This is a genomic window from Aeromonas veronii (assembly GCA_041319085.1).
Classification (GTDB): domain Bacteria; phylum Pseudomonadota; class Gammaproteobacteria; order Enterobacterales; family Aeromonadaceae; genus Aeromonas; species Aeromonas veronii_F.
In genome coordinates, this window is record CP101033.1 from 939,535 (window position 1) to 963,115 (window position 23,581).

23 protein-coding genes and 2 tRNA genes are annotated in these 23,581 nt (G+C 56.6%); 20 read left to right on the top strand and 5 right to left on the bottom strand.

The genetic code is table 11. The features are described from left to right. Window positions 1-13: 13 nt before the first annotated feature. The 3 genes from NMD14_04695 (at window position 14) to NMD14_04705 (ending at window position 3,588) form a co-directional block, all read left to right on the top strand. Window positions 14-1,570 carry an ABC transporter substrate-binding protein gene (locus NMD14_04695; protein XEI33727.1) on the top strand — a complete coding sequence of 519 codons (1,557 nt, stop codon included), beginning with the start codon at window positions 14-16 and terminating at the stop codon, window positions 1,568-1,570. Between the two features lie 99 nt (window positions 1,571-1,669). Further along, the gene (locus tag NMD14_04700) at window positions 1,670-2,644 is read left to right on the top strand and encodes an ABC transporter permease (GenBank protein XEI33728.1); all 975 of its coding nucleotides are present in this window, start codon (window positions 1,670-1,672) and stop codon (window positions 2,642-2,644) included. 2 nt (window positions 2,645-2,646) lie between these two features. Continuing rightward, the gene (locus tag NMD14_04705) at window positions 2,647-3,588 is read left to right on the top strand and encodes an ABC transporter permease (protein ID XEI33729.1); all 942 of its coding nucleotides are present in this window, start codon (window positions 2,647-2,649) and stop codon (window positions 3,586-3,588) included. Between the two features lie 74 nt (window positions 3,589-3,662). Here the strand turns inward: NMD14_04705 and dxs are convergent, their stop codons facing one another. From dxs to xseB, 3 genes are read right to left on the bottom strand one after another with little or no spacing between them, the layout of a single operon-like run. Then, window positions 3,663-5,531 (bottom strand): 1-deoxy-D-xylulose-5-phosphate synthase, encoded by a 1,869-nt coding sequence (gene dxs / locus NMD14_04710; GenBank protein XEI33730.1) that lies wholly within the window; start codon window positions 5,529-5,531, stop codon window positions 3,663-3,665. Between the two features lie 21 nt (window positions 5,532-5,552). After that, entirely contained in the window at window positions 5,553-6,443 is an 891-nt protein-coding gene (gene ispA / locus NMD14_04715; GenBank protein XEI33731.1) for a (2E,6E)-farnesyl diphosphate synthase, read from the bottom strand. Next, window positions 6,444-6,695, bottom strand: a complete 252-nt coding sequence (xseB, locus tag NMD14_04720; protein XEI33732.1) for an exodeoxyribonuclease VII small subunit — start codon at window positions 6,693-6,695, stop codon at window positions 6,444-6,446. Window positions 6,696-6,907: 212 nt separating this feature from the next. On the opposite strand from xseB, the gene pomA reads away from it, so the two are divergent. The 3 genes from pomA to greA all read left to right on the top strand — a co-directional run bounded on the left by pomA (window position 6,908) and on the right by greA (window position 9,201). Next, the gene (gene pomA / locus NMD14_04725) at window positions 6,908-7,666 is read left to right on the top strand and encodes a flagellar motor protein PomA (GenBank protein XEI33733.1); all 759 of its coding nucleotides are present in this window, start codon (window positions 6,908-6,910) and stop codon (window positions 7,664-7,666) included. 8 nt (window positions 7,667-7,674) lie between these two features. Beyond that, window positions 7,675-8,568, top strand: a complete 894-nt coding sequence (locus tag NMD14_04730; GenBank protein XEI33734.1) for a flagellar motor protein MotB — start codon at window positions 7,675-7,677, stop codon at window positions 8,566-8,568. 156 nt (window positions 8,569-8,724) lie between these two features. Further along, complete coding sequence (gene greA, locus NMD14_04735; GenBank protein ID XEI33735.1) at window positions 8,725-9,201, top strand: transcription elongation factor GreA; 477 nt, start codon at window positions 8,725-8,727, stop codon at window positions 9,199-9,201. Between the two features lie 76 nt (window positions 9,202-9,277). On the opposite strand, the gene NMD14_04740 is transcribed toward greA, so the two are convergent. Next, window positions 9,278-9,859, bottom strand: a complete 582-nt coding sequence (locus tag NMD14_04740) for a PilZ domain-containing protein (protein ID XEI33736.1) — start codon at window positions 9,857-9,859, stop codon at window positions 9,278-9,280. 103 nt (window positions 9,860-9,962) lie between these two features. After that, window positions 9,963-10,259: a ribosome assembly RNA-binding protein YhbY gene (yhbY, locus tag NMD14_04745; GenBank protein XEI33737.1), complete on the bottom strand. Its 297-nt coding sequence runs from the start codon at window positions 10,257-10,259 to the stop codon at window positions 9,963-9,965. A 97-nt stretch (window positions 10,260-10,356) separates the two neighbouring features. Between yhbY and rlmE the strand changes: the two genes are divergently transcribed. From rlmE to rpsO, 14 genes are all read left to right on the top strand, one after another. Further along, the gene (rlmE, locus tag NMD14_04750; protein XEI33738.1) at window positions 10,357-10,986 is read left to right on the top strand and encodes a 23S rRNA (uridine(2552)-2'-O)-methyltransferase RlmE; all 630 of its coding nucleotides are present in this window, start codon (window positions 10,357-10,359) and stop codon (window positions 10,984-10,986) included. Between the two features lie 54 nt (window positions 10,987-11,040). After that, window positions 11,041-12,978, top strand: a complete 1,938-nt coding sequence (ftsH, locus tag NMD14_04755; protein XEI33739.1) for an ATP-dependent zinc metalloprotease FtsH — start codon at window positions 11,041-11,043, stop codon at window positions 12,976-12,978. A gap of 59 nt (window positions 12,979-13,037) precedes the next feature. After that, complete coding sequence (gene folP, locus NMD14_04760; protein XEI33740.1) at window positions 13,038-13,883, top strand: dihydropteroate synthase; 846 nt, start codon at window positions 13,038-13,040, stop codon at window positions 13,881-13,883. A 15-nt stretch (window positions 13,884-13,898) separates the two neighbouring features. Beyond that, window positions 13,899-15,233, top strand: a complete 1,335-nt coding sequence (glmM, locus tag NMD14_04765; GenBank protein ID XEI33741.1) for a phosphoglucosamine mutase — start codon at window positions 13,899-13,901, stop codon at window positions 15,231-15,233. 131 nt (window positions 15,234-15,364) lie between these two features. Then, the gene (gene tpiA, locus NMD14_04770) at window positions 15,365-16,129 is read left to right on the top strand and encodes a triose-phosphate isomerase (GenBank protein XEI33742.1); all 765 of its coding nucleotides are present in this window, start codon (window positions 15,365-15,367) and stop codon (window positions 16,127-16,129) included. After that, window positions 16,130-16,456, top strand: coding sequence for a preprotein translocase subunit SecG (gene secG, locus NMD14_04775; protein ID XEI33743.1), 327 nt, complete (start codon window positions 16,130-16,132; stop codon window positions 16,454-16,456). A gap of 9 nt (window positions 16,457-16,465) precedes the next feature. Further along, a tRNA-Leu gene (locus tag NMD14_04780) sits at window positions 16,466-16,550 on the top strand. A gap of 92 nt (window positions 16,551-16,642) precedes the next feature. Further along, a tRNA-Met gene (locus NMD14_04785) sits at window positions 16,643-16,719 on the top strand. A gap of 166 nt (window positions 16,720-16,885) precedes the next feature. Continuing rightward, the gene (rimP, locus tag NMD14_04790; GenBank protein XEI33744.1) at window positions 16,886-17,344 is read left to right on the top strand and encodes a ribosome maturation factor RimP; all 459 of its coding nucleotides are present in this window, start codon (window positions 16,886-16,888) and stop codon (window positions 17,342-17,344) included. A 14-nt stretch (window positions 17,345-17,358) separates the two neighbouring features. Further along, window positions 17,359-18,861, top strand: a complete 1,503-nt coding sequence (gene nusA / locus NMD14_04795) for a transcription termination factor NusA (GenBank protein ID XEI33745.1) — start codon at window positions 17,359-17,361, stop codon at window positions 18,859-18,861. Window positions 18,862-18,881: 20 nt separating this feature from the next. Then, the gene (gene infB, locus NMD14_04800; protein XEI33746.1) at window positions 18,882-21,575 is read left to right on the top strand and encodes a translation initiation factor IF-2; all 2,694 of its coding nucleotides are present in this window, start codon (window positions 18,882-18,884) and stop codon (window positions 21,573-21,575) included. A 55-nt stretch (window positions 21,576-21,630) separates the two neighbouring features. After that, window positions 21,631-22,068: a 30S ribosome-binding factor RbfA gene (rbfA, locus tag NMD14_04805; GenBank protein ID XEI33747.1), complete on the top strand. Its 438-nt coding sequence runs from the start codon at window positions 21,631-21,633 to the stop codon at window positions 22,066-22,068. Between the two features lies 1 nt (window position 22,069). After that, entirely contained in the window at window positions 22,070-23,029 is a 960-nt protein-coding gene (gene truB, locus NMD14_04810) for a tRNA pseudouridine(55) synthase TruB (protein XEI33748.1), read from the top strand. Between the two features lie 144 nt (window positions 23,030-23,173). Continuing rightward, window positions 23,174-23,443: a 30S ribosomal protein S15 gene (rpsO, locus tag NMD14_04815; protein XEI33749.1), complete on the top strand. Its 270-nt coding sequence runs from the start codon at window positions 23,174-23,176 to the stop codon at window positions 23,441-23,443. Window positions 23,444-23,581 lie beyond the last annotated feature (138 nt).

Below are 23,581 nucleotides of genomic sequence, written 5' to 3' on the forward strand. Positions count from 1 at the left end.
CATGGAGAACAAGATGAAAAAAGGATTGTCCAAGATTGCCCTGGCGCTGTTTGCCGCCGGTTTCGCCTTCAGTGTCTCAGCCGCTGATATCAAGGTGGGTGTCGCCTCTGACGCCACGTCGCTGGATCCGCAGGAGCAGCTCTCCGGTCAGACCCTGGAGATGTCGCACCTGGTATTCGATCCCCTGATGCGTTACACCCAGGACCTGCAGTTCGAGCCCCGTCTGGCCGAGAAGTTCGAGCGTGTCGATGACAAGACCGTCCGCTTCCACCTGCGCAAAGGGGTCAAGTTCCACTCCGGTAACGACTTCACCGCTGACGACGTGGTGTGGACCGTCAACCGTCTGAAAGCCTCCGTCGACTTCAAGGCGATCTTCGATCCCATTAGCGAAGTGAAGAAGGTCGATGACTACACCGTGGATCTCGTCACCGCCAAGCCGTTCCCGCTGGTGCTGCAGACCGTCACCTACATCTTCCCGATGGACTCCAAGTTCTACACCGGCAAGACCGAAGCGGGCAAAGACAAGGCCGAGATCGTCAAAAACGGCGACTCCTATGCCTCTACCCACGTCTCCGGTACTGGCCCGTTCACCGTCAAGTTCCGCGAGCAGGGTGTGAAGCTGGATTATGCCCGCAACGCCAACTACTGGGACAAAGCCTCCAAGGGTAACGTCGAGAACCTGACCGTGGTGCCGATCAAGGAAGATGCGACCCGTGTTGCAGCCCTGCTGGGTGGCGACGTGGATATGATCTATCCGGTTGCGCCGAACGATCTGGAGCGAGTGAAGAATGGCAAGGACTCCCAGCTGGTCACCCTGTCCGGTACCCGCGCCATCATCATCGAGCTGAACCAGAACACCAACCCGGCGCTGAAAGACAAGCGCGTGCGTCAGGCGATCAACTACGCCATCAACCAAGTGGGCATCGTCGAGAAGATCAACAAGGGCTTCGGTACCCCTGCTGGCCAGCTGAGCCCGAAAGGCTATGCCGGTCACAACGAGGCGCTGGTGCCCCAGTATGATCTGGCCAAGGCCAAGGAGCTGATGAAGGAGGCCGGTTACGAGAAAGGCTTCAAGATGACCTTCATCTCCCCGGCAGCGCGCTACGTCAACGACGTCAAGATTGCCCAGGCTGTCTCCGCCATGCTGGCCAAGATCAACATCAAGGTGGATCTGAAGACCATGCCGGTGGCCCAGTACTGGCCGGAGTTTGACAAGTGCGCCGCCGACATGCAGCTGATTGGCTGGCACTCCGACACTGAAGATACCGCGAACTTCTTCGAGTTCCTGACCTTCACCAAGGATGCCAAGACCGGTATGGGCCAGTACAACTGCGCCGGTTATGCCAACGCCGAAGCTGACAAGATGGTGATGGATGCCAATGCCGAGACCGATCCGGCCAAGCGTGCCGAGATGCTGAAAAAGGTCGAGGCCATGCTGATCGAAGATGCTGCCTACGTGCCGTTGCACTGGGAAGATCTGGCCTATGGCGCCAAGAAAAACGTCGACATCAAGCCGGTGGTCAACGTGATGAACTTCCCTTACCTGGGTGACCTGGTGGTCAGCAAGTAAGAGAACGTCGCAAGGAAGGACGGGGCGGGGTGGTCAGCTGGCCACTCCGCCCACTAACAGAAGCCTGTGCCACGACACAGGCCACGTAGAAGGACAAGCATGTTTACATTCCTGCTGAAACGGTTCTATCAGGCCGTGATAGTGATGTTCGTCATCAGCCTGGTCGCCTTCTCCATCCAGGATAACCTGGGTGACCCGTTGCGCGAGCTGGTGGGACAATCCGTCTCCGAAGCCCAGCGTCACGAGTTGCGCGAGAAGATGGGCCTTAACGATCCCTTCCTCATCAAATACAGCCGTTTTTTGAAAAATGCGGTGCATGGGGATTTGGGCACCTCCTATTTCTTCAAGCGACCCGCTCTCGAGGTGATCCTCGACAAGCTGGTGGCTACCCTTGAGCTGGTGTTTGCTGCCGCGCTCATCATCGTGGTGGTTTCCATTCCACTCGGTGTCTATTCGGCGATCCGCCCGCGCAGCATTCCCACCAAGATCATCATGGCGGGGAGCAGTATCGGTATCTCGATCCCGGTATTTTTGACCGCCATCATGCTGATGTACCTCTTCTCCATCCAGCTGGGCTGGCTGCCGGCCTATGGCCGCGGCGAGACCCGTAACCTGCTGGGCTGGGAGTCGGGCTTCTTCACCTGGGATGGCATCAAGCACCTGATCCTGCCCGCGGTGTCGCTCTCCTCCATCATGTTGCCGCTGTTTATCCGCTTGGTGCGCTCCGAAATGCTGGAGCAGCTCTCCTCCGAGTACGTCAAGTTCGCCCGCGCCAAGGGGCTGGACAACAACAAGGTCTACTATCAGCACGCCCTCAAAAACACCATGCTGCCGGTCATTACCGTTGGCGGGGTGCAGATCGGTACCATGGTGGCCTACACCATCCTGACCGAGAGCGTGTTCCAGTGGCCGGGCACCGGCTTCCTGTTCCTTGAGGCGATCCACCGGGTCGATACCCCGCTGATCACCGCCTACGTCATCTTCGTGGGGCTGATCTTCGTGGTGACCAATACCCTGGTCGACCTGCTCTATGGGTTGATTAACCCGACCGTTAACCTGACTGCCAAGGGGTAAGCATGAGTAACGCTGTAACTGCAAGCCCAAGCCGTTGGGCACGATTCAAGAACTCTGACATCGTCTACTACTTCCTGCGGGACAAGGTAGCCATGTTCAGCTTTGCGGTGTTCGTGGTATTTGTGCTGGCGGCGCTGCTGGCCCCCTGGCTGGCCCCACACAACGTCTATGACCAGACCAGTTTTGATCTGATGGATGCCGAACTGCCTCCCTCATGGCTGGAAGGGGGCGAAGAGCGCTTCTGGCTCGGTACCGACAACCAGGGACGGGATATCTGGAGTACCATCCTCTATGGCGCCCGCATTTCGCTCTCCATCGGCCTGTTTGCGGTGGCGTTGCAGCTGGTGCTGGGTATCGTCATCGGTCTGATTGCGGGTTACTTCGGTGGTCGCATCGACAACCTGCTGATGCGCTTTGCCGACGTGCAGCTGTCGTTTTCCACCATGATGGTGGCGATCATCATCTCCGCCATCTTTCAGGCAACCTTTGGCTCCGAGTTCTACTCCAAGTTCGCCATCATGATGCTGGTGGTGATCATCGGTATTGCCGAGTGGCCGCAGTACGCCCGTACCGTGCGTGCCTCTGTGCTGGCGGAGAAGAAGAAGGAGTATGTGGAAGCGGCCAAGGTAATGGGGTTCCGTGCCCCGCGCATCATGTTCCGCCACATTTTGCCCAACTGCCTGTCGCCCATTCTGGTGATCTCCACCGTGCAGGTGGCCAACGCCATCATGAGTGAAGCTGCTCTCTCCTTCCTCGGTCTGGGGATGCCGGTTGATCAGCCGTCACTGGGGTCGCTTATCAGCGTCGGCTTCAACTACATCTTCTCCGGCTCCTGGTGGATCACCGCGTTCCCGGGCATCTGTCTGGTGGTGCTGGTGCTGGTCATCAACCTGCTGGGTGACTGGCTGCGGGATGTGTTTAACCCCAAGATCTACAAAGGGTAATCCGGGTTAGAAACGCAAAAATAAAAAGGGCGCCAATGAGGCGCCCTTCTTTTGCTTGATAGCTTTAAGGGTTATCAGGCTTGTAGCCAGGTTTCGATGCTGCGCTGGATGCCTGCATCGTCCAGACCGAGCAGGGCATAGATCTCTTGCTGGGTGCCCTGTTCCACGAAGCGATCCGGCAGGCCGAGGTTGAGCACAGGTTTGCACTGTTTATTGAGCATCAGCAGCTCGTTCACCGCCGAACCGGCGCCGCCCATGATGGCGTTGTCTTCGATGGTGACGAAGTGATTGTGGCTGGCCGCCAGCGACAGCACCAGTGCCTCATCCATCGGTTTGACGAAGCGCATGTCCACCAGAGTGGCATCCAGTGCCTCTGCGGCCGCTTTCGCGTGGTGCAGCAGAGTACCAAACGCCAGAATAGCGGTGCCTTTGCCCTCTCGAATGATGCGTCCCTTGCCAAGCGCCAGTGCCTGCATCTCTGATGAGATGGGCGCATCGCTCAGGCTGCTGCCGCGCGGGTAACGCACTGCGGCAGGGCCCTGATGGAGATAGCCGGTATAGAGCATCTGGCGGCACTCGTTCTCGTCAGATGGCGTCATCACCACCATGTTGGGCACGGTGCGCAGGAAGCTGATATCGAACGCCCCCTGATGGGTCGGGCCGTCGGCACCCACCAGACCGGCCCGATCGATGGCGAACAGCACCGGCAAGTCTTGCAGCGCCACGTCGTGAATCACCTGATCGTAGGCACGCTGCAGGAAGCTCGAATAGATGGCCACCACCGGCTTCTTGTCGGCGATGGCGAGACCCGCGGCGAAAGTGACCGCATGCTGCTCGGCAATGGCCACATCGAAGTAGCGATCCGGATATTGTTGGCTGAATTTCACCAGCCCCGAGCCTTCGCGCATGGCGGGGGTGATGCCGACCAGCTTCTCGTCTTTGGCCGCCATGTCGCACAGCCACTGGCCGAAGATGGCGGAGAAGGTTGGTTTGGCACTGCTCGCCTTGGGCAGGGAGCAATCGTCAGGATTGAACTTGGGCACAGCGTGATAACCAATGGGGTCTTTCTCCGCCGGCTCGTAGCCCTTGCCCTTCTTGGTTTTGACGTGCAGCAGTTGCGGGCCCTTGAGGTTGCGCATGTTGCGCAGGGTCTCGACCAGTGCCTCGATATCGTGACCGTCGATGGGGCCGATATAGTTGAAGCCGAACTCCTCGAACAGGGTACCGGGCACAACCATCCCCTTGAGGTGCTCTTCGGCCCGCTTGGCCAGCTCCTTGACCGGTGGCAGACCTGCCAGCACCTTCTTGCCGCCTTCGCGGATGGTGGTGTAGAGCTTGCCAGACATGACCCGGGCCAGATGGTTGTTCAGCGCGCCGACATTCTCTGAGATGGACATCTCGTTGTCGTTGAGGATCACCAGCATGTCCTTGTGAACATCGCCGGCGTGGTTGAGCGCTTCAAAGGCCATCCCTGCGGTAATGGCACCGTCACCGATCACCGCAACGACCTTGCGACCCAGCCCTTCGCTCTCGGCGGCGACCGCCATGCCGAGCGCCGCACCGATGGAGGTGCTGGAATGGCCAACGGAGAGCACGTCGTACTCGCTCTCGCCACGCCAGGGGAAGGGGTGCAGACCATCTTTCTGACGGATGGTGTGGATCTGGTCACGGCGCCCGGTCAGGATCTTGTGGGGATAGGCCTGATGGCCCACGTCCCAGATCAGCCGATCGAACGGGGTGTTGTAGACGTAGTGCAGGGCGACGGTCAATTCGACCGTGCCGAGACCGGAGGCAAAGTGTCCGCTGGAGCGGCTGACAGAGCGCAGCAGATATTCGCGCAGCTCGTTGCACAGCACCGGCAGCCGATCTTTGGGCAAGGAACGCAGCTCGACCGGAGTGTCCGCGAGGGCCAGGTTGGGGAAATTGCTAATATCAACGCTCATATTGTTACTGTTATCCAGCGTTTAGTGGGTTCGCTCGATGATGTAATCGGCAAACGCTTCCAGAATGTCGGTATTGTAGGGCAAGGATTGCAGGGCTGTTAAGGCTTTACCGTGCAGTTCGCGAGCCAGCTCACGGGCGTTTTCGAGTCCGAGCAGGGCCGGATAGGTACTTTTCTCCAGCGCCAGGTCCGAGCCTTGCGGTTTGCCCAGGGTGGCGGTATCACCTGTGATGTCGAGGATGTCATCCTGCACCTGGAAGGCGAGGCCAATCGCGGCGGCGTAGGTTTGCAGTGCCGCCAGGGTGGCGTCATCGACATCGGCTTTGCACAGGGCGCCGAGCGCCACGGCACATTCAATCAGTGCACCGGTCTTGTGGCGGTGTACCTGTTCCAGTTCGGCCAGCGAGATCTGGCGCCCTTCGGCCTGCAGATCCAGCGCCTGACCGCCACACATACCGAGATAGCCGGAGGCGCGGGCGAGGGTACTCAGCATCCGCACCCGGTTGGTCATCAAGGTATCGGGCATGGGGTGATCGGCCAGAATGGAGAACGCCAGGGTCTGCAGCGCATCACCGGCCAGAATGGCGGTCCCTTCGTCAAACGCCTTGTGAACGGTTGGCTGGCCACGACGCAAGTCGTCGTTATCCATGGCGGGCAGGTCATCGTGTAGCAGGGAGTAAGCGTGGATGCACTCCACGGCAGCTGCGGGGCCATCCAGCAGCTCGCTCTTTACACCCAGCATCTCGCCGACTGCGTAGACCAGAAACGGGCGAACCCGCTTGCCGCCCAGCAGCAGGCCGTAACTCATGGCATCGCGCAGACGCGGTGCCATGGTGGGCAAGGATTCAAGGTGTGCTGACAGACAGTCGTCAATACGCTGACGATGCAGACGGGAAAAATGGTCCAGCGCCACTCACTCCTCTCCTTGTTCTGGCTGGAAGGGGGCGAGCTGGTCACTGCCATCGGCTTGACTGAGCAGGATCTGGATCTTCTGCTCGGCCAGTTCCAGCTTCTGCTGACCGGCCCGTACCAGATGAACGCCTTGCTCGAACTGCTTGAGTGCCTCTTCCAGGGGTAGGGAACCTTGTTCCAGCTGATGAACGATGGTTTCCAGCTCTTCCAGAGTGGCATCAAAACTCAGACGGTCGATTTTTTTACTGGCCATGTCCATCCTCGGGGATTGAAAAAAACGGCTTATATTAGCATCGACCGTCCACAGGGGGGAGGCTGAAAAGCACTGCGCCCTCAAACTCTCGCTAAACTGGCCGATAATGAGCCATCATACTCAGTGGATGCAGGCTTGCCGCTTGGGTCGCAATAGCAGAAAATTCAACAAATTATAAATTAGGCATAAGCATCGGTGACAGGAGTAGGGACGTGGATCTAGGCAGTCTGATAGGGATAGTGCTGGGTTTCGGGGTGGTGGTATACGCCATGGTTCTTGGTGGTGGTGTGGGCATGTTTGTCGATGTTCCATCCATTCTGATCACTTTTATGGGGTCAATTTTCATCGGAATGATGAAATTTAACTTGGGTCAGTTTTTTCTCGCTTTCAAGGTCGCCGGGAAAGCGTTTATGTATAAAAGCGATAAGCTCGATGATCTGATCCTCAAGTCTGTCGAGCTGGCTGATGCTGCCCGCAAAGGGGGGTTTCTGGCGTTGGAGGCGGCAGAAATCCCCAATCCTTTTATGAAAAAAGGGATCGACATGCTGGTGGATGGTCACGATGCCGATGTGGTACGTGCTGTGATGGAAAAAGATATCGATCTAACCGAGGAGCGGCACACTAATGCGATCAAGGTGTTCAGAGCTCTCGGAGATTTGGGCCCCGCTATGGGGATGATCGGTACTCTGGTGGGGTTGGTAGCCATGTTGTCAAATATGAGTGACCCCAAGTCGATCGGTCCGGCGATGGCTGTGGCCTTGTTAACGACGTTGTATGGTGCGATTTTGGCGAATATGTTTGCCATACCGATAGCCGATAAGTTGGATCTGCGCAATGCCGAAGAGCGCCTTGGTCGTTCGCTGATTCTTGATGCCATTATGGGCATTCAGGATGGTCAAAACCCTCGGGTGATCGAGTCATTGCTCAAGAATTATTTGCATCAATCCAAACGCGGACAAGCGGCGGAGTAGCATAGTACATGGCTAAATGTAAATGTCCGCCCCCCGGTCTTCCTGCCTATATGGGCACGTTCGCCGATTTAATGTCGCTCTTGATGTGCTTCTTCGTGTTGCTGCTCTCCTTTGCTGAGATGGATGTGCTCAAGTTCAAGCAGATCGCGGGCTCTATGAAGAATGCCTTCGGGGTGCAGAACATCCTCGAGGTGAAAGATATTCCCAAGGGAACCTCGGTGATTGCCCAGGAGTTCAGGCCCGGTCGCCCGGAACCCACGCCGATTGATACCGTGATGCAGCAGACCATCGATATGACCCAGACCGAGCTGGACTTTCTGCCCGGTGAGGCGGATCAGGCCGGTGGTCAGGACAAGAGTGATGGCAAACTGACGGGGGGCGATACCGCTCAGAATGCGCAGAAGGTGCAGCAGCAGTCCAACACCCTGGCAAAAGCCCTCGCCGAGCAGATGAAAGATCAGATCCAGGATGGCGCCATCGAAATTGAGGCGCTGGGTCAGCAGATCATTATCCGGATCAGGGAAAAAGCGTCGTTCCCGGCCGGTTCGGCGTTTCTGCAGCCCCAGTTCTGGCCGGTCATTCGCAAGGTTGCGACCCTGCTCAAGGATGTGCCGGGTGAAATCACCATCTCCGGTCACACCGACAACGTGGCGACCGAAGATGAGCTGTTCCAGTCCAACTGGGAGCTCTCGACGCAGCGGGCGGTGGCGGTCGCGCATCAGATGATCAAGGTCCCAGGTTTTGATCAGGGTCGGCTGGTGGTGCAGGGGATGGCGGATTCCCAACCATTGGTGCCCAACACGACCCCGGAAAATCGTCGGATGAACCGGCGGGTGGAGATCGCCATCATGCAGGGTAAACCGACCGTGTCGGCGCCCATTTCAGTACCGGAAGGGAAGTAGGCGAGGGGAATGTCGATGACGCAAGTGGGATCAGCATCAGGGGGCTGACGTGGATTTTGTGTTGGCTTCATATTAAGATGCCCCATCCGAACCGATTGCTGCGGCCTCCTTGCAGATGGCCGTAGCTTCTATTTTCAAGCAACCCAGGTTTCGACTATGAATCATACTCCGATGACTGTTCGCGGCGCTGAGAAGCTGCGCGAAGAGCTCGATTATCTCAAGACCGAGCTTCGTCCCCAGATTATCGAAGCGATTGCCGATGCCCGTGAGCACGGCGATCTGAAGGAAAACGCCGAATACCATGCCGCTCGCGAGCAGCAGGGGTTCTGTGAAGGGCGCATTCAGGAGATTGAAGCCAAGCTCTCCAATGCGCAGGTGATCGACGTCACCAAGATGACCAACAACGGCCGCGTTATTTTTGGCGCGACGGTGACTCTGCTCAAGAGCGAGACAGAGGAAGAGGTGGTTTACCGCATCGTGGGGGACGATGAGGCTGATATCAAACAGAACCTTATTTCAGTCAACTCCCCCATTGCCCGCGCCCTGATTGGCAAGGAAGTGGACGATGTTGCTATCGTCAAGACGCCGGGCGGTGATGTGGAATACGAAGTACTGGAAGTCGCTTATATCTAAGCGAATGCCACAGATGATGAAACAGGGGGGCTGGCGCTCCCCTGTTTGTCTTTGTCGGCATCACTACTGATAACGATCAGGACAGATACGCCTCGGTAAAGGCATCCTGATGACGCTGAAACAACCAGTGGCGTAGCCGTTCGAGGTCGCACTCGTTCATCTGAAAACTCAGCGCCCAGGTGGCATGGTCAGCATTGACCTTGATGCGCCTTACCAGCCGTCCCTGCAGTGGAAGAGGGGCCTCTTGTTCGATGCAGAGCTCGCCGTTGATGGGGGTATCGGCGACCATGTCGGTTGGCAAATTTTCCACGATGAGGCCGTTGAAGGAGAGGCTGAGCACCTGAAACAGGCCCAGTTCGCTGCAAAGCTTGGCTTTTTGGGTGAGACGCCAGGCACGCGGTTGCGCAAACCCCAGCTCCCTGATGACCGGAGCAGATAACCGAGTCTCGACAAAGCCGTCTTCCCCTTGGGTAAAGGTCAGAGGAAAATGCAGCTGATGGCCTGCGAAGCGGGCTTCTAGTACAAGGTATTCGGCTTTTTGCAGCAAGCCAAGCATGGAGGCGTCGAGATGACCACTCAGAACATGGGGGTCCTGATTGCTCCCCAAGTCCCGTAGCATGGCCAGCTCATCGTCGGTCAGAATTGGATGGTGAGCCATAATGCCTGTCCGGAAGTATTCATCGCAGGTTAAGGGCTTTGCGACTACTTTGGCAAGCGACTCGGGAAGAAGTGGAATAAGGAAAGAGCGATGCTCTTTCCTTTTACTTGCGGGGCAGCTGGATTTTGGGTTCGTTGGCTTGACGATAAATGGTCAGCACATGACCCATGCTTTGCACCTTGATTGAACCGGTTTCACGGACGATAGCATCCATAACCAGTTGTTTCATTTCGCGATCTTCAGAGGCAACCTTAACCTTGATCAGCTCGTGATGGTTCAGTGCCAGATCGATCTCGGCCAGTACACCTTCGGTCAGACCATGCTGACCCAGCAGGACGACAGGCTTGAGGCTATGGGCAAGGCCCTTGAGGTACTGTTTCTGTTTATTGTTGAGAATCATCGCAATTTCTTCATAAGTCAGGGTTGAAAGGGGCGTATTCTACCCCCACTTAGCCCTTAATACTAATAACCCTTGTGGTTTTTTAAAGTCGATTATCATGACCCAGAAAAAACGTTCCCCCAGTTCAACACGCTGGTTAAAAGAACATTTCGACGATCAATACGTCAAAAAAGCCCAGAAAATGGGCCTGCGTTCTCGTGCTGTTTTCAAGATTGACGAGATCCAGGGCAAGGATCGCTTGCTGAAAAATGGCATGACCGTAGTGGATTTGGGTGCCGCCCCCGGTGGTTGGTCCCAGTTCGCGGTTGAACAGGTTGGTGATTCGGGTCGTGTCATCGCATGTGACATTTTGCCGATGGATCCGATTGCCGGTGTCGATTTCCTGCAAGGGGACTTTCGGGAGGAAACTGTGCTTGGCGCCTTGCTGGAACGAGTAGGGCCTGACAAGGTTGATGTCGTGATGTCTGATATGGCGCCCAACATGAGCGGTACCCAGCAGGTGGATCAGGCTCGCGCCATGTATCTGGTCGAGCTGGCGCTGGACATGTGCAATCAGGTATTGCGTAGTGACGGCAGTTTCGTGGTGAAGGTGTTTCAGGGAGAGGGCTTTGATGCCTATCTCAATGAAATTCGTCAACTTTTCTCCGCTGTCAAAATTCGTAAACCAGACTCATCCCGCGCCAGATCACGGGAAGTCTACATTGTGGCTACCGGTTTTAAACTGTAGTACCCTAACCTTCATCGTTAACTGTCAGTCTGCGAGGTTACTGATTTGAGTGACATGGCGAAAAACTTAATCCTGTGGCTGGTCATCGCCGTCGTTTTGATGTCGGTGTTCAATAGCTTCAGCCCCAGCGATACCACCAGTCGCCAGCTGGACTATTCCAGCTTCGTTAAAGAGGTGACCCAAGAGCAAATCCGTGAAGTACGGATGGACGGTAAGGTCATTAATGGCGTCAAGCGTACTGGTGAACGATTCACCACCATCATCCCTGCGCCGGATCCCCAGCTGCTCAACGACATGCTCAATCACAATGTCAAAGTGATGGGCGAGAAGCCGGAAGAGCCGTCTCTGTTGACCTCTATCTTCATCTCCTGGTTCCCGATGCTGCTGCTGATCGGTGTCTGGGTCTTCTTCATGCGTCAGATGCAGGGCGGCGGTGGCAAAGGTGCCATGTCGTTTGGCAAGAGCAAGGCTCGCCTGATGAGCGAAGATCAGATCAAGACCACCTTTGCTGATGTCGCAGGTTGCGATGAAGCCAAGGAAGAGGTGAAGGAGCTGGTCGACTATCTGCGCGACCCGAGCAAATTCCAGAAACTGGGTGGCAAGATCCCGACCGGTGTGCTACTGGTTGGTCCTCCGGGTACCGGTAAAACCCTGCTGGCCAAGGCCATTGCGGGCGAGGCCAAGGTGCCGTTCTTCACCATCTCCGGTTCCGATTTCGTGGAGATGTTCGTCGGTGTCGGTGCCTCCCGGGTGCGTGACATGTTCGAACAGGCCAAGAAATCCTCCCCCTGCATCATCTTCATCGATGAAATTGATGCGGTCGGTCGTCAGCGTGGTGCCGGTCTGGGTGGTGGTCACGATGAACGTGAGCAGACGCTTAACCAGATGCTGGTTGAGATGGATGGCTTTGAAGGCAATGAAGGTATCATCGTCATTGCGGCCACCAACCGTCCTGATGTATTGGATCCTGCACTGCTGCGTCCGGGCCGTTTCGACCGTCAGGTTGTGGTCGGTCTGCCGGATGTCCGTGGGCGCGAACAGATCCTGAAAGTGCACATGCGCAAAGTTCCGTTGGCGGATGACGTCAATCCTGCGCTGATTGCCCGTGGTACACCCGGTTTCTCTGGTGCGGATTTGGCCAACCTGGTTAACGAAGCTGCCCTCTTCTCTGCCCGTGAGAGCCGCCGAGTGGTCTCCATGCTGGAATTCGAGAAGGCCAAGGACAAGATCATGATGGGGGCGGAACGTCGCTCCATGGTGATGAAAGAGTCCGAGAAAGAGATGACTGCGTATCATGAAGCCGGTCACGCCATCATTGGTCGTCTGGTTCCGGATCATGACCCGGTTTACAAGGTCTCCATCATTCCGCGTGGTCGTGCGCTGGGTGTGACCATGTATCTGCCGGAGCAGGATCGCTGGAGCCACTCCAAACAGCACTTAGAGTCAATGATCTCCAGCCTGTATGGCGGTCGTCTGGCAGAAGAGCTGATCTACGGTGCCGAGAAGGTTTCCACTGGCGCTTCCAACGACATCGAGCGGGCAACAGACATTGCACGCAAGATGGTGACTCAGTGGGGGATGTCCGAGCGTCTCGGCCCAATGCTCTACGCGGAAGAAGATGGTGAGGTGTTCCTTGGTCGCAGCATGGCCAAGGCCAAACACATGTCCGACGATACCGCTCGCGTCATAGATGCCGAGGTCAAGCAGGTCATCGACCGCAACTACGCCCGTTCCAAGCAGATCCTGCTGGATAACATGGACGTGTTGCACACCATGAAAGATGCGTTGATGAAGTACGAGACCATCGATGCCAAACAGATCGATGATCTGATGGCGCGTCGCGAGGTCCGAGCTCCGAGCAACTGGCACGACGAGCACGGAGATACCCCGCAAGGTGGTTCCACTGTGGCTGCCGAGGCCAAGCCGGCCGATGAAGCCGCTCCGGTGGCGGATGTCACTATCGACAAAGCCAACGACGTCCCGGCCAAATAATCGTGACTCTCCAAACCCCGGGCTTGCCCGGGGTTTTTCTTTATCAGATGGACGTGAAAATGCAGTTAACCAGCAAGGGGCTTAGCCTCTCCCTCGATCGTCCCCATGTGATGGGGATCCTCAATGTAACGCCCGACTCCTTCTCCGATGGCGGCCATTTCAACCAGTTTGAACGGGCCATGGTCCATGCGCGGCAGATGGTCTCGGACGGTGCGACTCTTATCGACATTGGTGGCGAGTCAACCCGCCCTGGTGCGCCCGATGTGAGCGAGCAGGAGGAGCTTGACAGGGTTATTCCTGTCGTGGAACAGATGGTCCGTGAGCTGGATGTGATGATCTCCCTTGATACCTCCAAAGCGGCGGTGATGCGTGAGGGTTGCAAGGTCGGCGCCCATCTGATCAACGATGTGCGGGCGCTGCAAGAGCCGGGAGCACTGCAGGCGGCGGCCGAGGCTGCGGTCCCTGTCTGTCTGATGCATATGCAGGGGCAGCCACGAACCATGCAGGTCGAGCCCCACTATGACGATCTTATCGCAGAGGTACGCGCCTTTTTTGATGAACGCATTGTGGCTTGTTTGACTGTCGGGATCCGGCGCGAAGATCTGTTGCTGGATCCGGGATATGGCTTTGGCAAGACCCTTGTACACAACTATCAGCTGTTGGCGGCTCAACAGGAGTTGCTTGATTATGGCTTGCCGCTATTGGTGGGGATGTCGCGAAAGTCTATGATAGGCAATCTGCTGGGGCGTCCGGTGGATGAGCGTCTGGGGGGCAGTCTGGCATGCGCTCTTATCGGCATGCAGCATGGGGCCCGCATCATCAGGGTACATGATGTACGGGAGACCGTGGACGCATTGCGCGTCGGTTGGCTGGCAATGACGGGACAAGATTTTATTTCCAGATAATAAAGAGAACAGACAATGACAAGAAAGTATTTCGGTACCGATGGTGTCCGCGGCAAGGTTGGTGAATACCCGATCACCCCTGATTTCGTGATGAAATTGGGTTGGGCTGCCGGCAAGGTGCTCTCCAAAAAGGGCACCAAAAAGGTGCTGATTGGCAAAGATACCCGTATCTCAGGCTATATGCTGGAGTCTGCGCTGGAAGCAGGACTCTCTGCGGCAGGCCTTAAGGCCATTCTGATGGGGCCCATGCCCACTCCGGCGGTTGCCTACCTGACTCGCACTTTCCGTGCCGAAGCGGGCATCGTCATCAGCGCCTCCCACAACCCCTTCTATGACAACGGCATCAAGTTCTTCTCCGCAGATGGCACCAAGCTGCCTGATGATGTCGAGCTGGCTATCGAAGCCGAGCTGGATCACGAGCTCAAGTGTGTCGAGTCTGCCGAACTTGGCAAAGCGGTGCGCATTGATGATGCCGCCGGTCGCTATATCGAATTCTGCAAGAGCACCTTCCCCTCCCACATGAATCTGGATGGGGTGAAAATGGTGGTCGACTGTGGCCACGGCGCTACTTACCACATTGCGCCGTCGGTATTCCGCGAGCTGGGCGCCGACGTGATCACCATGGGCTGTGCCCCGGATGGCCTCAACATCAACGATGGTGTCGGTTCGACTGCGCCTGAAGCGCTGGTTGCCAAGGTGCTGGAGTGCAAGGCCGATCTGGGGGTTGCCTTTGATGGTGACGGTGACCGTCTGATCATGGTTGACCATACCGGTTATCTCATTGATGGTGATGAAGTGCTCTATATCATCGCGCGCGATGCCCTGCGCAATGGTCGCCTCAAAGGTGGCGTTGTCGGCACCCTGATGGCCAATATGGGCCTGGAGCTGGCGCTGCAGACCCTGGGCATTCCGTTTGCCCGAGCCAAGGTGGGTGACCGCTATGTGCTGGAGATGATGGAAGAGAAGGGCTGGCGCATCGGTGGCGAGAACTCCGGCCACATTATCTGTCTGGATCAGACCACCACAGGCGATGGCATCGTGGCCGCCTTGCAGGTGCTCACCGCCATGCGCAGTGCCGAGATGCCGCTGGCCAAGCTGCGCTCCGGCATGAGCAAGTTCCCGCAGGTGTTGGTGAATGTTCGCTTTGCCGAAGGCAAGGATCCACTGGCTGCTGATGCTGTCATGGCTGAGGTTGCCAAGGTAGAACAAGAGTTGGCTGGTCGTGGTCGCGTGCTGTTGCGTAAATCCGGTACCGAACCGCTGATCCGGGTCATGGTCGAAGGTGAGCATGAACAGCAGGTGCGTGACATGGCTCAACGCATCGCCAAACAGGTCGAATCGGCGTTTTAATGAACAACCAGGGCGACTTTTTAGCCGCCCTGGTTGTATCTTGTTCAAACGATTCGAAAATTTAAAAATAGCACTTGTCAGCTGAGCATCCTCTGGATATTATCAGCCCCGCTTTCGCAAGGGAGTTGCCGATGGGACATCGCAAGCCGTTTGTAGCAGCCAACTGGAAGTTGCACGGTAGTAGGTCGCAGCTAGAGCAGTTTACGAGTCAATGCCTGAACGGTGTTGATGAAAATGTAGATGTGGTTCTCTGTCCTTCCCATGTGCATCTCGACTTTACCGCTTCACTGCTCAACGAGCAGGGAGTAATAAAGTTGGGGGCTCAGAATGTGAGTCAGCACGCTACTGGCGCTTACACCGGAGAAATCTCGTGTCGGATGCTGGTTGAGGCAGGGTGTCGTTACGTATTGGTAGGGCACTCCGAGCGCAGGCGTCTCTTTGGTGAGACCAGTTTTATCGTCGCAGAGAAGTTTGCGGCAGCCAGAGCGGCAGGCTTGATTCCCATCCTCTGTTTAGGTGAGTCAGGTGCAGCGAGGCAGGCGAGAAGAGCCTTCGAGGTGATCGCCGAAGAACTGGATATCGTCATAGAGAAAAATGGCGCGATGGCTTTCGATAATGCTATCATCGCCTACGAGCCGATTTGGGCTGTAGGTACAGGTAAATGCGCCACACCCGAGCAGGCACAAGAGGTTCATTCCTTTATACGTGGTCGCTTGGCGGAGGATACTCCGGTAATAGGTGAGAAAGTGAGAATCATCTATGGTGGGAGCGTAACGCCGACCAATGCGAGAGATTTGTTTGCCCAGCCCGACATTGATGGCGGCCTGATTGGCGGAGCAAGCCTTGATAGCCATGCGTTTTTAGGAATTGTTGAAGCGGCAAAGGGTGCAAGTTAAATGTACGAAATTCTTTTAGTCGTTTATCTGTTGGTGTCACTGGCTCTGATTGGTCTGGTGATGATTCAGCAAGGTAAAGGGGCTGATATGGGCGCCTCCTTCGGCGCAGGGGCATCGAACACAGTATTCGGCTCCGGTGGCTCAGGCAGTTTCCTGACCCGAACAACAGCAATTTTGGCTACTCTGTTTTTCGTTATCAGCCTGGTGCTCGGCTCTATGTCCAGCAACAAGGTAAAGCAGGGTAGTGAGTGGGAAAATCTGCAACAAACCCAACAGGTTGAGCAGACTAAAGCGCCAGTAAATAAAGATACTGACGTTCCCCAGTAAGTGAGTTTTGCCGTGGTGGTGGAATTGGTAGACACGCTATCTTGAGGGGGTAGTGCTCTAGGGTGTGCGGGTTCGAGTCCCGCCCACGGCACCAATTAAGCAGTGAGCTCGGGTAACCGAGTGTATTATAGACAGTCACTCTTGTATGAATAGATTGAACTGGCTATAATCTCGCACGATTTCGGACGCGGGGTGGAGCAGCATGGTAGCTCGTCGGGCTCATAACCCGAAGGTCGTCGGTTCAAATCCGGCCCCCGCAACCAAATTTCACGCATTTCCTACGCTCAGGAAGGCGGTCGCTGCGAGGCGACAATCAGGGTAAAGCGCCAAGCCCCGATTTGACATCGGGGCTTTTTGTTATGTGCAATTTACTCTGAATCGATATCTATCTGGGCTTTATGCCCTTTTTTTGTTTTTCGGAGGGTGACTTTGGCTACGTTGGAACAACGTTTGACCGATCTGCTCGAGGCTCCGGTCGTTGCCTTGGGTTTTGAACTTTGGGGTATTGAGTTTATCCGTGCGGGTAAACACTCCACCTTGCGTGTCTATATCGACGGCGAGCAGGGTGTGACTGTCGAGAACTGTGCTGAGGTCAGCCATCAGGTTGGCGCCATCATGGACGTCGAAGATCCCATCACCGAGGAGTACTACCTCGAGGTGTCCTCCCCAGGCCTGGATCGTCCCCTGTTCAAGGTTGCCCATTTCGAAAAATACGTTGGCCAAGAGGCGGCGGTAACGCTTCGGATGGCAACAAACAACCGCCGCAAGTTCAAAGGCGTAATCAAAGCTGTGCAAGGCGACATGATCACCCTGACAGTAGATGGTAAGGACGACGTGTTGGCTTTCACCAATATCCAAAAAGCGAACATAGTGCCGAACTTTGGTTAACGAGGCTATCGGATATGAATAAAGAGATTTTGCTGGTCGTTGACGCAGTATCCAACGAGAAAGCGGTACCCCGCGAGAAGATCTTCCAGGCTCTGGAAACCGCGCTGGCGACTGCGACCAAGAAGAAATATGAAGGCGAGATTGAAGTTCGGGTCGAGATCGATCGCAAGACCGGTGACTACGACACTTATCGTCGCTGGGTCGTCATTGCGGATCAAGCCGCGATGGAAAACCCCTATGCTGAAATCACCCTGGAAGCGGCGCAGATTGATCAGCCGGAAATCCAGATCGGTGAGTATGTTGAAGACCAGATCGACTCTGTGACCTTCGACCGTATCACTACCCAGACCGCCAAGCAGGTTATCGTGCAGAAAGTGCGCGAAGCCGAGCGTTCACAGGTCGTTGATCAGTTTAAAGATAAAGAAGGCACCATCATCAGTGGTGTGGTCAAGAAGAGCAACCGCGACAACATCATTCTGGATCTGGGCAGCAATGCTGAAGCCGTGATCTTCCGCGACGACATGCTGCCGCGTGAAACCTTCCGCCCGGGCGACCGTGTCCGTGGCCTGCTCTACGCAGTCCGTCCGGAAGCACGTGGTTCCCAGCTGTTTGTCAGCCGTTCCAGCCCGGACTTCCTGAAAGAGTTGTTCCGCATCGAAGTACCGGAAATCGGTGAAGAGATGATCGAAATCATGGGTGCTGCCCGTGATCCGGGTTCCCGCGCCAAGATCGCGGTGAAGACCAACGATCGTCGTATCGACCCGATCGGTGCCTGTATCGGTATGCGTGGAGCCCGTGTGCAAGCTGTCTCCGCCGAGCTGAGCGGTGAGCGCGCTGACATCGTGCTGTACGATGACAACCCGGCCCAGTACGTGATCAATGCCATGGCGCCTGCCGATGTGGCCTCCATCATCGTTGATGAAGATAACCACACCATGGATATCGCCGTGGAAGCGGCCAACCTGGCTCAGGCCATCGGTCGCAATGGTCAGAACGTGCGTCTGGCCTCCCAGCTGACCGGTTGGGAGCTGAACGTGATGACCGTTGAGGACATGCGTGCTAAGCACCAGGCTGAAAACGACCGCATCATGAACCTGTTCACCAGCACCCTGGATATCGATGACGATTTCGCCGGTCTGCTGATGGAAGAGGGCTTCTCTACCCTGGAAGAGATCGCCTTTGTCCCGGTCAACGAGCTGCTGGCGATCGATGGTCTGGACGAAGATATGGTGGAAGAGCTGCGCAAACGCGCCAAAGATGCCCTGACTACCAAGGCTCTGGCCAAAGAAGAGTCTTTCGATGGCGTCGAGCCGTCCGAAGATCTGCTCAGTTTGAACGGCCTTGGCCGTGACATGGCGTACGCCCTGGCCGCACGCGGTATTGGTACCCTGGAAGATTTGGCAGAGCAAGGCATCGATGACCTTGCTGATATTGAAGGGCTGACGGCAGAGAAAGCCGGTGAGCTCATTATGGCTGCTCGCAACATCTGTTGGTTCGGAGAAGAGCAGTCTGAGTAAGATCAAACGGAGGAAAATGAATGGCAGAAGTATCAGTCAAACAACTTGCCACTGACATCGACACACCGGTTGATCGTCTTCTCCAGCAGTTTGTCGATGCCGGTATCAGCAAGAGCAAGGCCGACGACATGGTCAGCGAGTCTGAGAAACAGACACTGCTGGCCCATCTGAAGAAACAGCATGGAGGTGACGAGGTCGCCGCACCTGCCCGCATGACTTTGCAGCGCAAGACCAAGAGCACCATCAGTGTTCAGGGTACTGGCGGCAAGAACAAGGAAGTGCAGGTAGAAGTGCGCAAGTCTCGCACCTATGTAAGACGTTCGGCGCTGGAAGATGAGCAGCGCCAGGCGGAAGCCGAGGAAACAGCGCGTTTGGAAGCAGAAGAAAAAGCTCGTCGCGAGGCCGAAGAAAAGGCCCGTTTCGATGCTGAAGAGAAGGCTCGCCGTGAGGCTGAGCAGGCTCATCGTGAAGCTGAGGAAAAGGCGCGGATCGAGGCACAACAAAAGGCTCGACAGGCTCCACAGCCCGCCAAAGCAGCCGGTAGCACAGCTCAGCAAGAGGCAGAAAAGATGGCCAAGCGCGAAGCAGAAGAACTGAAGCGCCAACAGGAACAAACAGCTTTGCAAAAAGCTGAAGAACTCGCCGCGAAGAAAGCCGAAGAGGCTCGTCTCATGGCGGAACAGAACGCAGCCCGCTGGGCTGAAGAAGAGGCCGCTCGCGCCAAAGAGAGCAGCGACTACCATCTGACCACCAACAAGCATGCGCAAGCCGCAGAAGACGAGTTGGATCGGAAAGAAGAGACCAGCCGCCGCACTGCCGCTGCTGCCAAGGCCCCGAAGAAAGCCGGTCGTCGTGAAGATGATCGCGATTCTCGCAACCCGCGTGCCCGTAAAGGCAAGCGTGGCAAGGTCGCCATGCCGAACGCTATGAAGCACGGCTTCAACAAGCCTGCTGCCGTGGTGAACCGCGACGTCGTCATCGGCGAGACCATCACTGTGGCCGAACTGGCCAACAAGATGGCCGTCAAGGGCGTTGAAGTCATCAAGGCGATGATGAAGATGGGTGCCATGGCCACCATCAACCAGGTGATCGACCAGGAGACCGCTCAGCTGGTCGCCGAGGAGATGGGTCACAAGGTGGTGCTGCGTCGTGAGAACGAGCTGGAAGAGGCGGTACTGTCCGATCGTGACGAGACCTCCGAAGCCAAGCCGCGCGCACCGGTTGTCACCATCATGGGTCACGTTGACCACGGTAAGACCTCGCTGCTGGACTACATTCGTAAAGCCAAGGTTGCTGCGGGCGAAGCCGGTGGTATTACCCAGCATATCGGTGCTTACCACGTCGAAACTGACAGTGGCATGATCACCTTCCTGGATACCCCGGGTCACGCGGCGTTTACCTCCATGCGTGCTCGTGGTGCCAAGGCGACCGATATCGTGGTGCTGGTTGTTGCTGCCGATGACGGCGTCATGCCGCAAACCATCGAAGCTATCCAGCACGCCAAGGCAGCGGGTGTGCCGCTGGTTGTTGCGGTCAACAAGATCGACAAGCCGGAAGCGGATCCGGATCGCGTCAAGACCGAGCTGGCCCGTTACAACGTCATGTCCGAAGATTGGGGTGGAGACTGCCAATTTGTGCACGTATCCGCCAAGTCTGGCGAAGGCATCGACGATCTGCTGGAAGCCATCCTGATCCAGTCTGAAGTGCTGGAACTGAAAGCGGTGGTTGATGGCATGGCCAACGGCGTCGTGATCGAATCCTTCCTGGATAAAGGTCGTGGTCCGGTTGCTACCGTACTGGTACAAGAAGGTACTCTGCGTCAGGGTGACATCGTGCTGTGTGGTCTCGAGTACGGCCGTGTTCGCGCCATGCGTGACGAACTGGGTCGCGAGATCAAGGAAGCGGGTCCGTCCCTGCCGGTGGAAATCCTGGGTCTGTCCGGCGTTCCCTCTGCCGGTGACGAAGCCACCGTTGTCCGTGACGAGAAGAAAGCCCGTGAAGTGGCGCTCTACCGTCAGGGCAAGTTCCGCGAAGTCAAGCTGGCTCGCCAGCAGAAGGCCAAGCTGGAAAACATGTTCGCCAACATGACCGAGGGCGAAGTGTCCGAAGTGAATGTGGTGATCAAGGCCGACGTACAGGGTTCTGTGGAAGCGATCTGCGATGCGCTGGTCAAACTCTCCACCGACGAAGTGAAGGTGAAGATCGTGGGTTCCGGCGTAGGTGGTATCACCGAAACCGACGCGACCCTGGCTGCTGCTTCCAGCGCCATCCTGGTGGGTTTCAACGTCCGTGCCGACGCTTCTGCGCGCAAGGTCATCGAATCCGAGAGCCTGGATCTGCGTTACTACTCCGTCATCTATGACCTGATCGACGAAGTGAAGCAGGCCATGAGCGGCAAGCTGGCCCCTGAGTATCGTCAGGAAATCATCGGTCTGGCTGAAGTGCGTAGCGTCTTCAAGTCTCCGAAGTTCGGCGCCGTTGCCGGCTGTATGGTTACCGAAGGTGTGGTCAAGCGTTCCAACCGTATCCGCGTTCTGCGTGACAACGTGGTTATCTATGAAGGCGAGCTGGAATCCCTGCGCCGCTTCAAGGATGACGTCAACGAAGTTCGCAACGGCTACGAGTGCGGTATCGCGGTCAAGAACTACAACGACGTGCGCGAAGGCGACCAGATCGAAGTTTACGAGACTGTTGAAATCCAACGGACTCTGTAAGCCGAGAGTTAGACAAAATAGGGGGCCGCGGCCCCCTTTTATCGCAGGATAGAATATGGCCAGAGAATTCAGCCGGACCCGTCGGGTCGGACAGCAGATCCAGCGTGAAATCGCGCTGATCCTGCAGCGCGAGGTGAAAGACCCGCGCATCGGCATGGTGACCGTTTCCGATGTGGAAGTGTCCCGTGACCTCAACTATGCCAAAATTTACGTTACCTTCTTGCAGCTGGAAAATGATGCCGAGCGCATCAAGGAAGGCTTGCAGGGTCTGACCGAAGCTGCCGGCTATATTCGTAGCCTGCTGGGCAGCGCCATGCGTCTGCGCGTGGTGCCCGAGCTGCGTTTCTACTACGACCAGACCCTGGTCGAGGGGATGCGTCTCTCCAACCTGGTGACCAACACTGTGCGTGAAGACAAGCGTCGCATGGCCGAATCCGGCCGTGACGAAGAAGCTGAATCCGCACCGGATGATACGACTGAGGATAAAGCCTGAGATGACCCGAAGACGTCGTTTCAAGGGCCGTGATGTGCACGGCATTCTGCTGCTGGACAAGCCGACCGGCCTGACCTCCAACGATGTGTTGCAGAAGGTCAAGCGCATCTACAACGCCGCCAAGGCCGGTCACACCGGCGCACTGGATCCGCTGGCGACCGGCATGCTGCCGATCTGCCTCGGTGAGGCCACCAAGTTCTCCCAGTATCTGCTGGAAGCGGACAAGCGCTATGAGGTGACCGCCAAGCTGGGCGAGCGCACCAACACCAGCGACTCCGACGGTGAGGTGGTCTCCACCCGTCCGGTGAACGTGGCGGTCGGTACCCTGATCGAGGCGCTGGACCATTTCCGCGGCCCGATCATGCAGGTGCCCTCCATGTACTCGGCGCTCAAGCATAACGGTCGTCCGCTCTACGAATATGCCCGCGAAGGCATCGAGATCGAGCGCGAAGCCCGTCCCATCACAGTATTCGAGCTCAAACTGCTGAGCTTTGAAGGTGATGAAGTGCGCCTCGAAGTACACTGCAGCAAGGGCACCTACATCCGCTCTCTGGTGGATGATCTGGGTGAAGTGCTGGGTTGTGGTGCTCACGTCTCCCAACTGCGACGTACCCAGGTGGCCAGCTATCCGTATGATCGGATGCTGACGCTTGAGCAGCTTGAGTGCATCTTCGAGCAGGCCAAGGCCGAGAGCATCCCGCCGCGTGAGCAGCTGGATCCGCTGTTGCTGCCGATGGATACCGCCGTGGCTTCCCTGCCCGAGGTGAACATGCTGGCCGTTGTGGCTGCCTATGTGAATCAGGGCCAGGCCGTGCAGGTGGCCGGCGCGCCGCAAAGCGGTCAGGTTCGCATGACGGTCGGCCCGGAGCGCGAGTTCATCGGGGTTGGCGAGATTGATGATGATGGCCGCGTCGCGCCCAAGCGACTGGTGCGTTATCACGACGATCGCGACGAGGAGTAATCCTCGGGCGGTATCGGCATCACTTTGCCAGCGCGCGTCTTTATCATTGCGTAAAGGGGCGGGGACGATTATGATACCGCCCTCATTTCACGGCTGAATTAGAGATTGGCTGTGAACCTTTAAACACTCTACTGGAGTAATACCATGTCTCTAAATGCTGAGATCAAAGCTTCCATCGTTGCTGACAACGCTCGTTGCGCCAACGACACTGGCTCCCCCGAAGTGCAAGTTGCCCTGCTGACTGCTCAGATCAACCATCTGCAAGGTCACTTCAAAGAGCACTCCAAGGACCACCACGGTCGTCGCGGTCTGCTGCGCATGGTTTCCCAGCGTCGTAAGCTGCTGGACTACCTGAAGCGTAAAGACGTTCAGCGTTACGCTGCTCTGATCGCCAAGCTGGGTCTGCGTCGTTAATCGACCATCAGATTTCGCGAAAAAGGGGAACCATCAGGTTCCCCTTTTTTTATTGCTCTTCAAGCCGTTGCCTGCCTCACAGAATTCGCGTCGCCGCTTACCTTTTGCATCGAATCAAGTATACTTGTGCGCGAATTT

Bases quoted from the DNA above. Each gene is read 5' to 3' on its own strand.
- infB (XEI33746.1), top strand. From the start codon at position 18,882: ATGGCAGAAGTATCAGTCAAACAACTTGCCACTGACATCGACACACCG.
- NMD14_04730 (XEI33734.1), top strand. From the start codon at position 7,675: ATGGCTAAATGTAAATGTCCGCCCCCCGGTCTTCCTGCCTATATGGGC.
- rbfA (XEI33747.1), top strand. From the start codon at position 21,631: ATGGCCAGAGAATTCAGCCGGACCCGTCGGGTCGGACAGCAGATCCAG.
- NMD14_04740 (XEI33736.1), bottom strand. From the start codon at position 9,859: ATGGCTCACCATCCAATTCTGACCGACGATGAGCTGGCCATGCTACGG.
- rpsO (XEI33749.1), top strand. From the start codon at position 23,174: ATGTCTCTAAATGCTGAGATCAAAGCTTCCATCGTTGCTGACAACGCT.
- tpiA (XEI33742.1), top strand. From the start codon at position 15,365: ATGGGACATCGCAAGCCGTTTGTAGCAGCCAACTGGAAGTTGCACGGT.
- secG (XEI33743.1), top strand. From the start codon at position 16,130: ATGTACGAAATTCTTTTAGTCGTTTATCTGTTGGTGTCACTGGCTCTG.
- glmM (XEI33741.1), top strand. From the start codon at position 13,899: ATGACAAGAAAGTATTTCGGTACCGATGGTGTCCGCGGCAAGGTTGGT.
- rlmE (XEI33738.1), top strand. From the start codon at position 10,357: ATGACCCAGAAAAAACGTTCCCCCAGTTCAACACGCTGGTTAAAAGAA.
- dxs (XEI33730.1), bottom strand. From the start codon at position 5,531: ATGAGCGTTGATATTAGCAATTTCCCCAACCTGGCCCTCGCGGACACT.
- NMD14_04695 (XEI33727.1), top strand. From the start codon at position 14: ATGAAAAAAGGATTGTCCAAGATTGCCCTGGCGCTGTTTGCCGCCGGT.
- xseB (XEI33732.1), bottom strand. From the start codon at position 6,695: ATGGCCAGTAAAAAAATCGACCGTCTGAGTTTTGATGCCACTCTGGAA.
- NMD14_04705 (XEI33729.1), top strand. From the start codon at position 2,647: ATGAGTAACGCTGTAACTGCAAGCCCAAGCCGTTGGGCACGATTCAAG.
- nusA (XEI33745.1), top strand. From the start codon at position 17,359: ATGAATAAAGAGATTTTGCTGGTCGTTGACGCAGTATCCAACGAGAAA.
- truB (XEI33748.1), top strand. From the start codon at position 22,070: ATGACCCGAAGACGTCGTTTCAAGGGCCGTGATGTGCACGGCATTCTG.
- greA (XEI33735.1), top strand. From the start codon at position 8,725: ATGAATCATACTCCGATGACTGTTCGCGGCGCTGAGAAGCTGCGCGAA.
- NMD14_04700 (XEI33728.1), top strand. From the start codon at position 1,670: ATGTTTACATTCCTGCTGAAACGGTTCTATCAGGCCGTGATAGTGATG.
- yhbY (XEI33737.1), bottom strand. From the start codon at position 10,259: ATGATTCTCAACAATAAACAGAAACAGTACCTCAAGGGCCTTGCCCAT.
- ftsH (XEI33739.1), top strand. From the start codon at position 11,041: ATGGCGAAAAACTTAATCCTGTGGCTGGTCATCGCCGTCGTTTTGATG.
- folP (XEI33740.1), top strand. From the start codon at position 13,038: ATGCAGTTAACCAGCAAGGGGCTTAGCCTCTCCCTCGATCGTCCCCAT.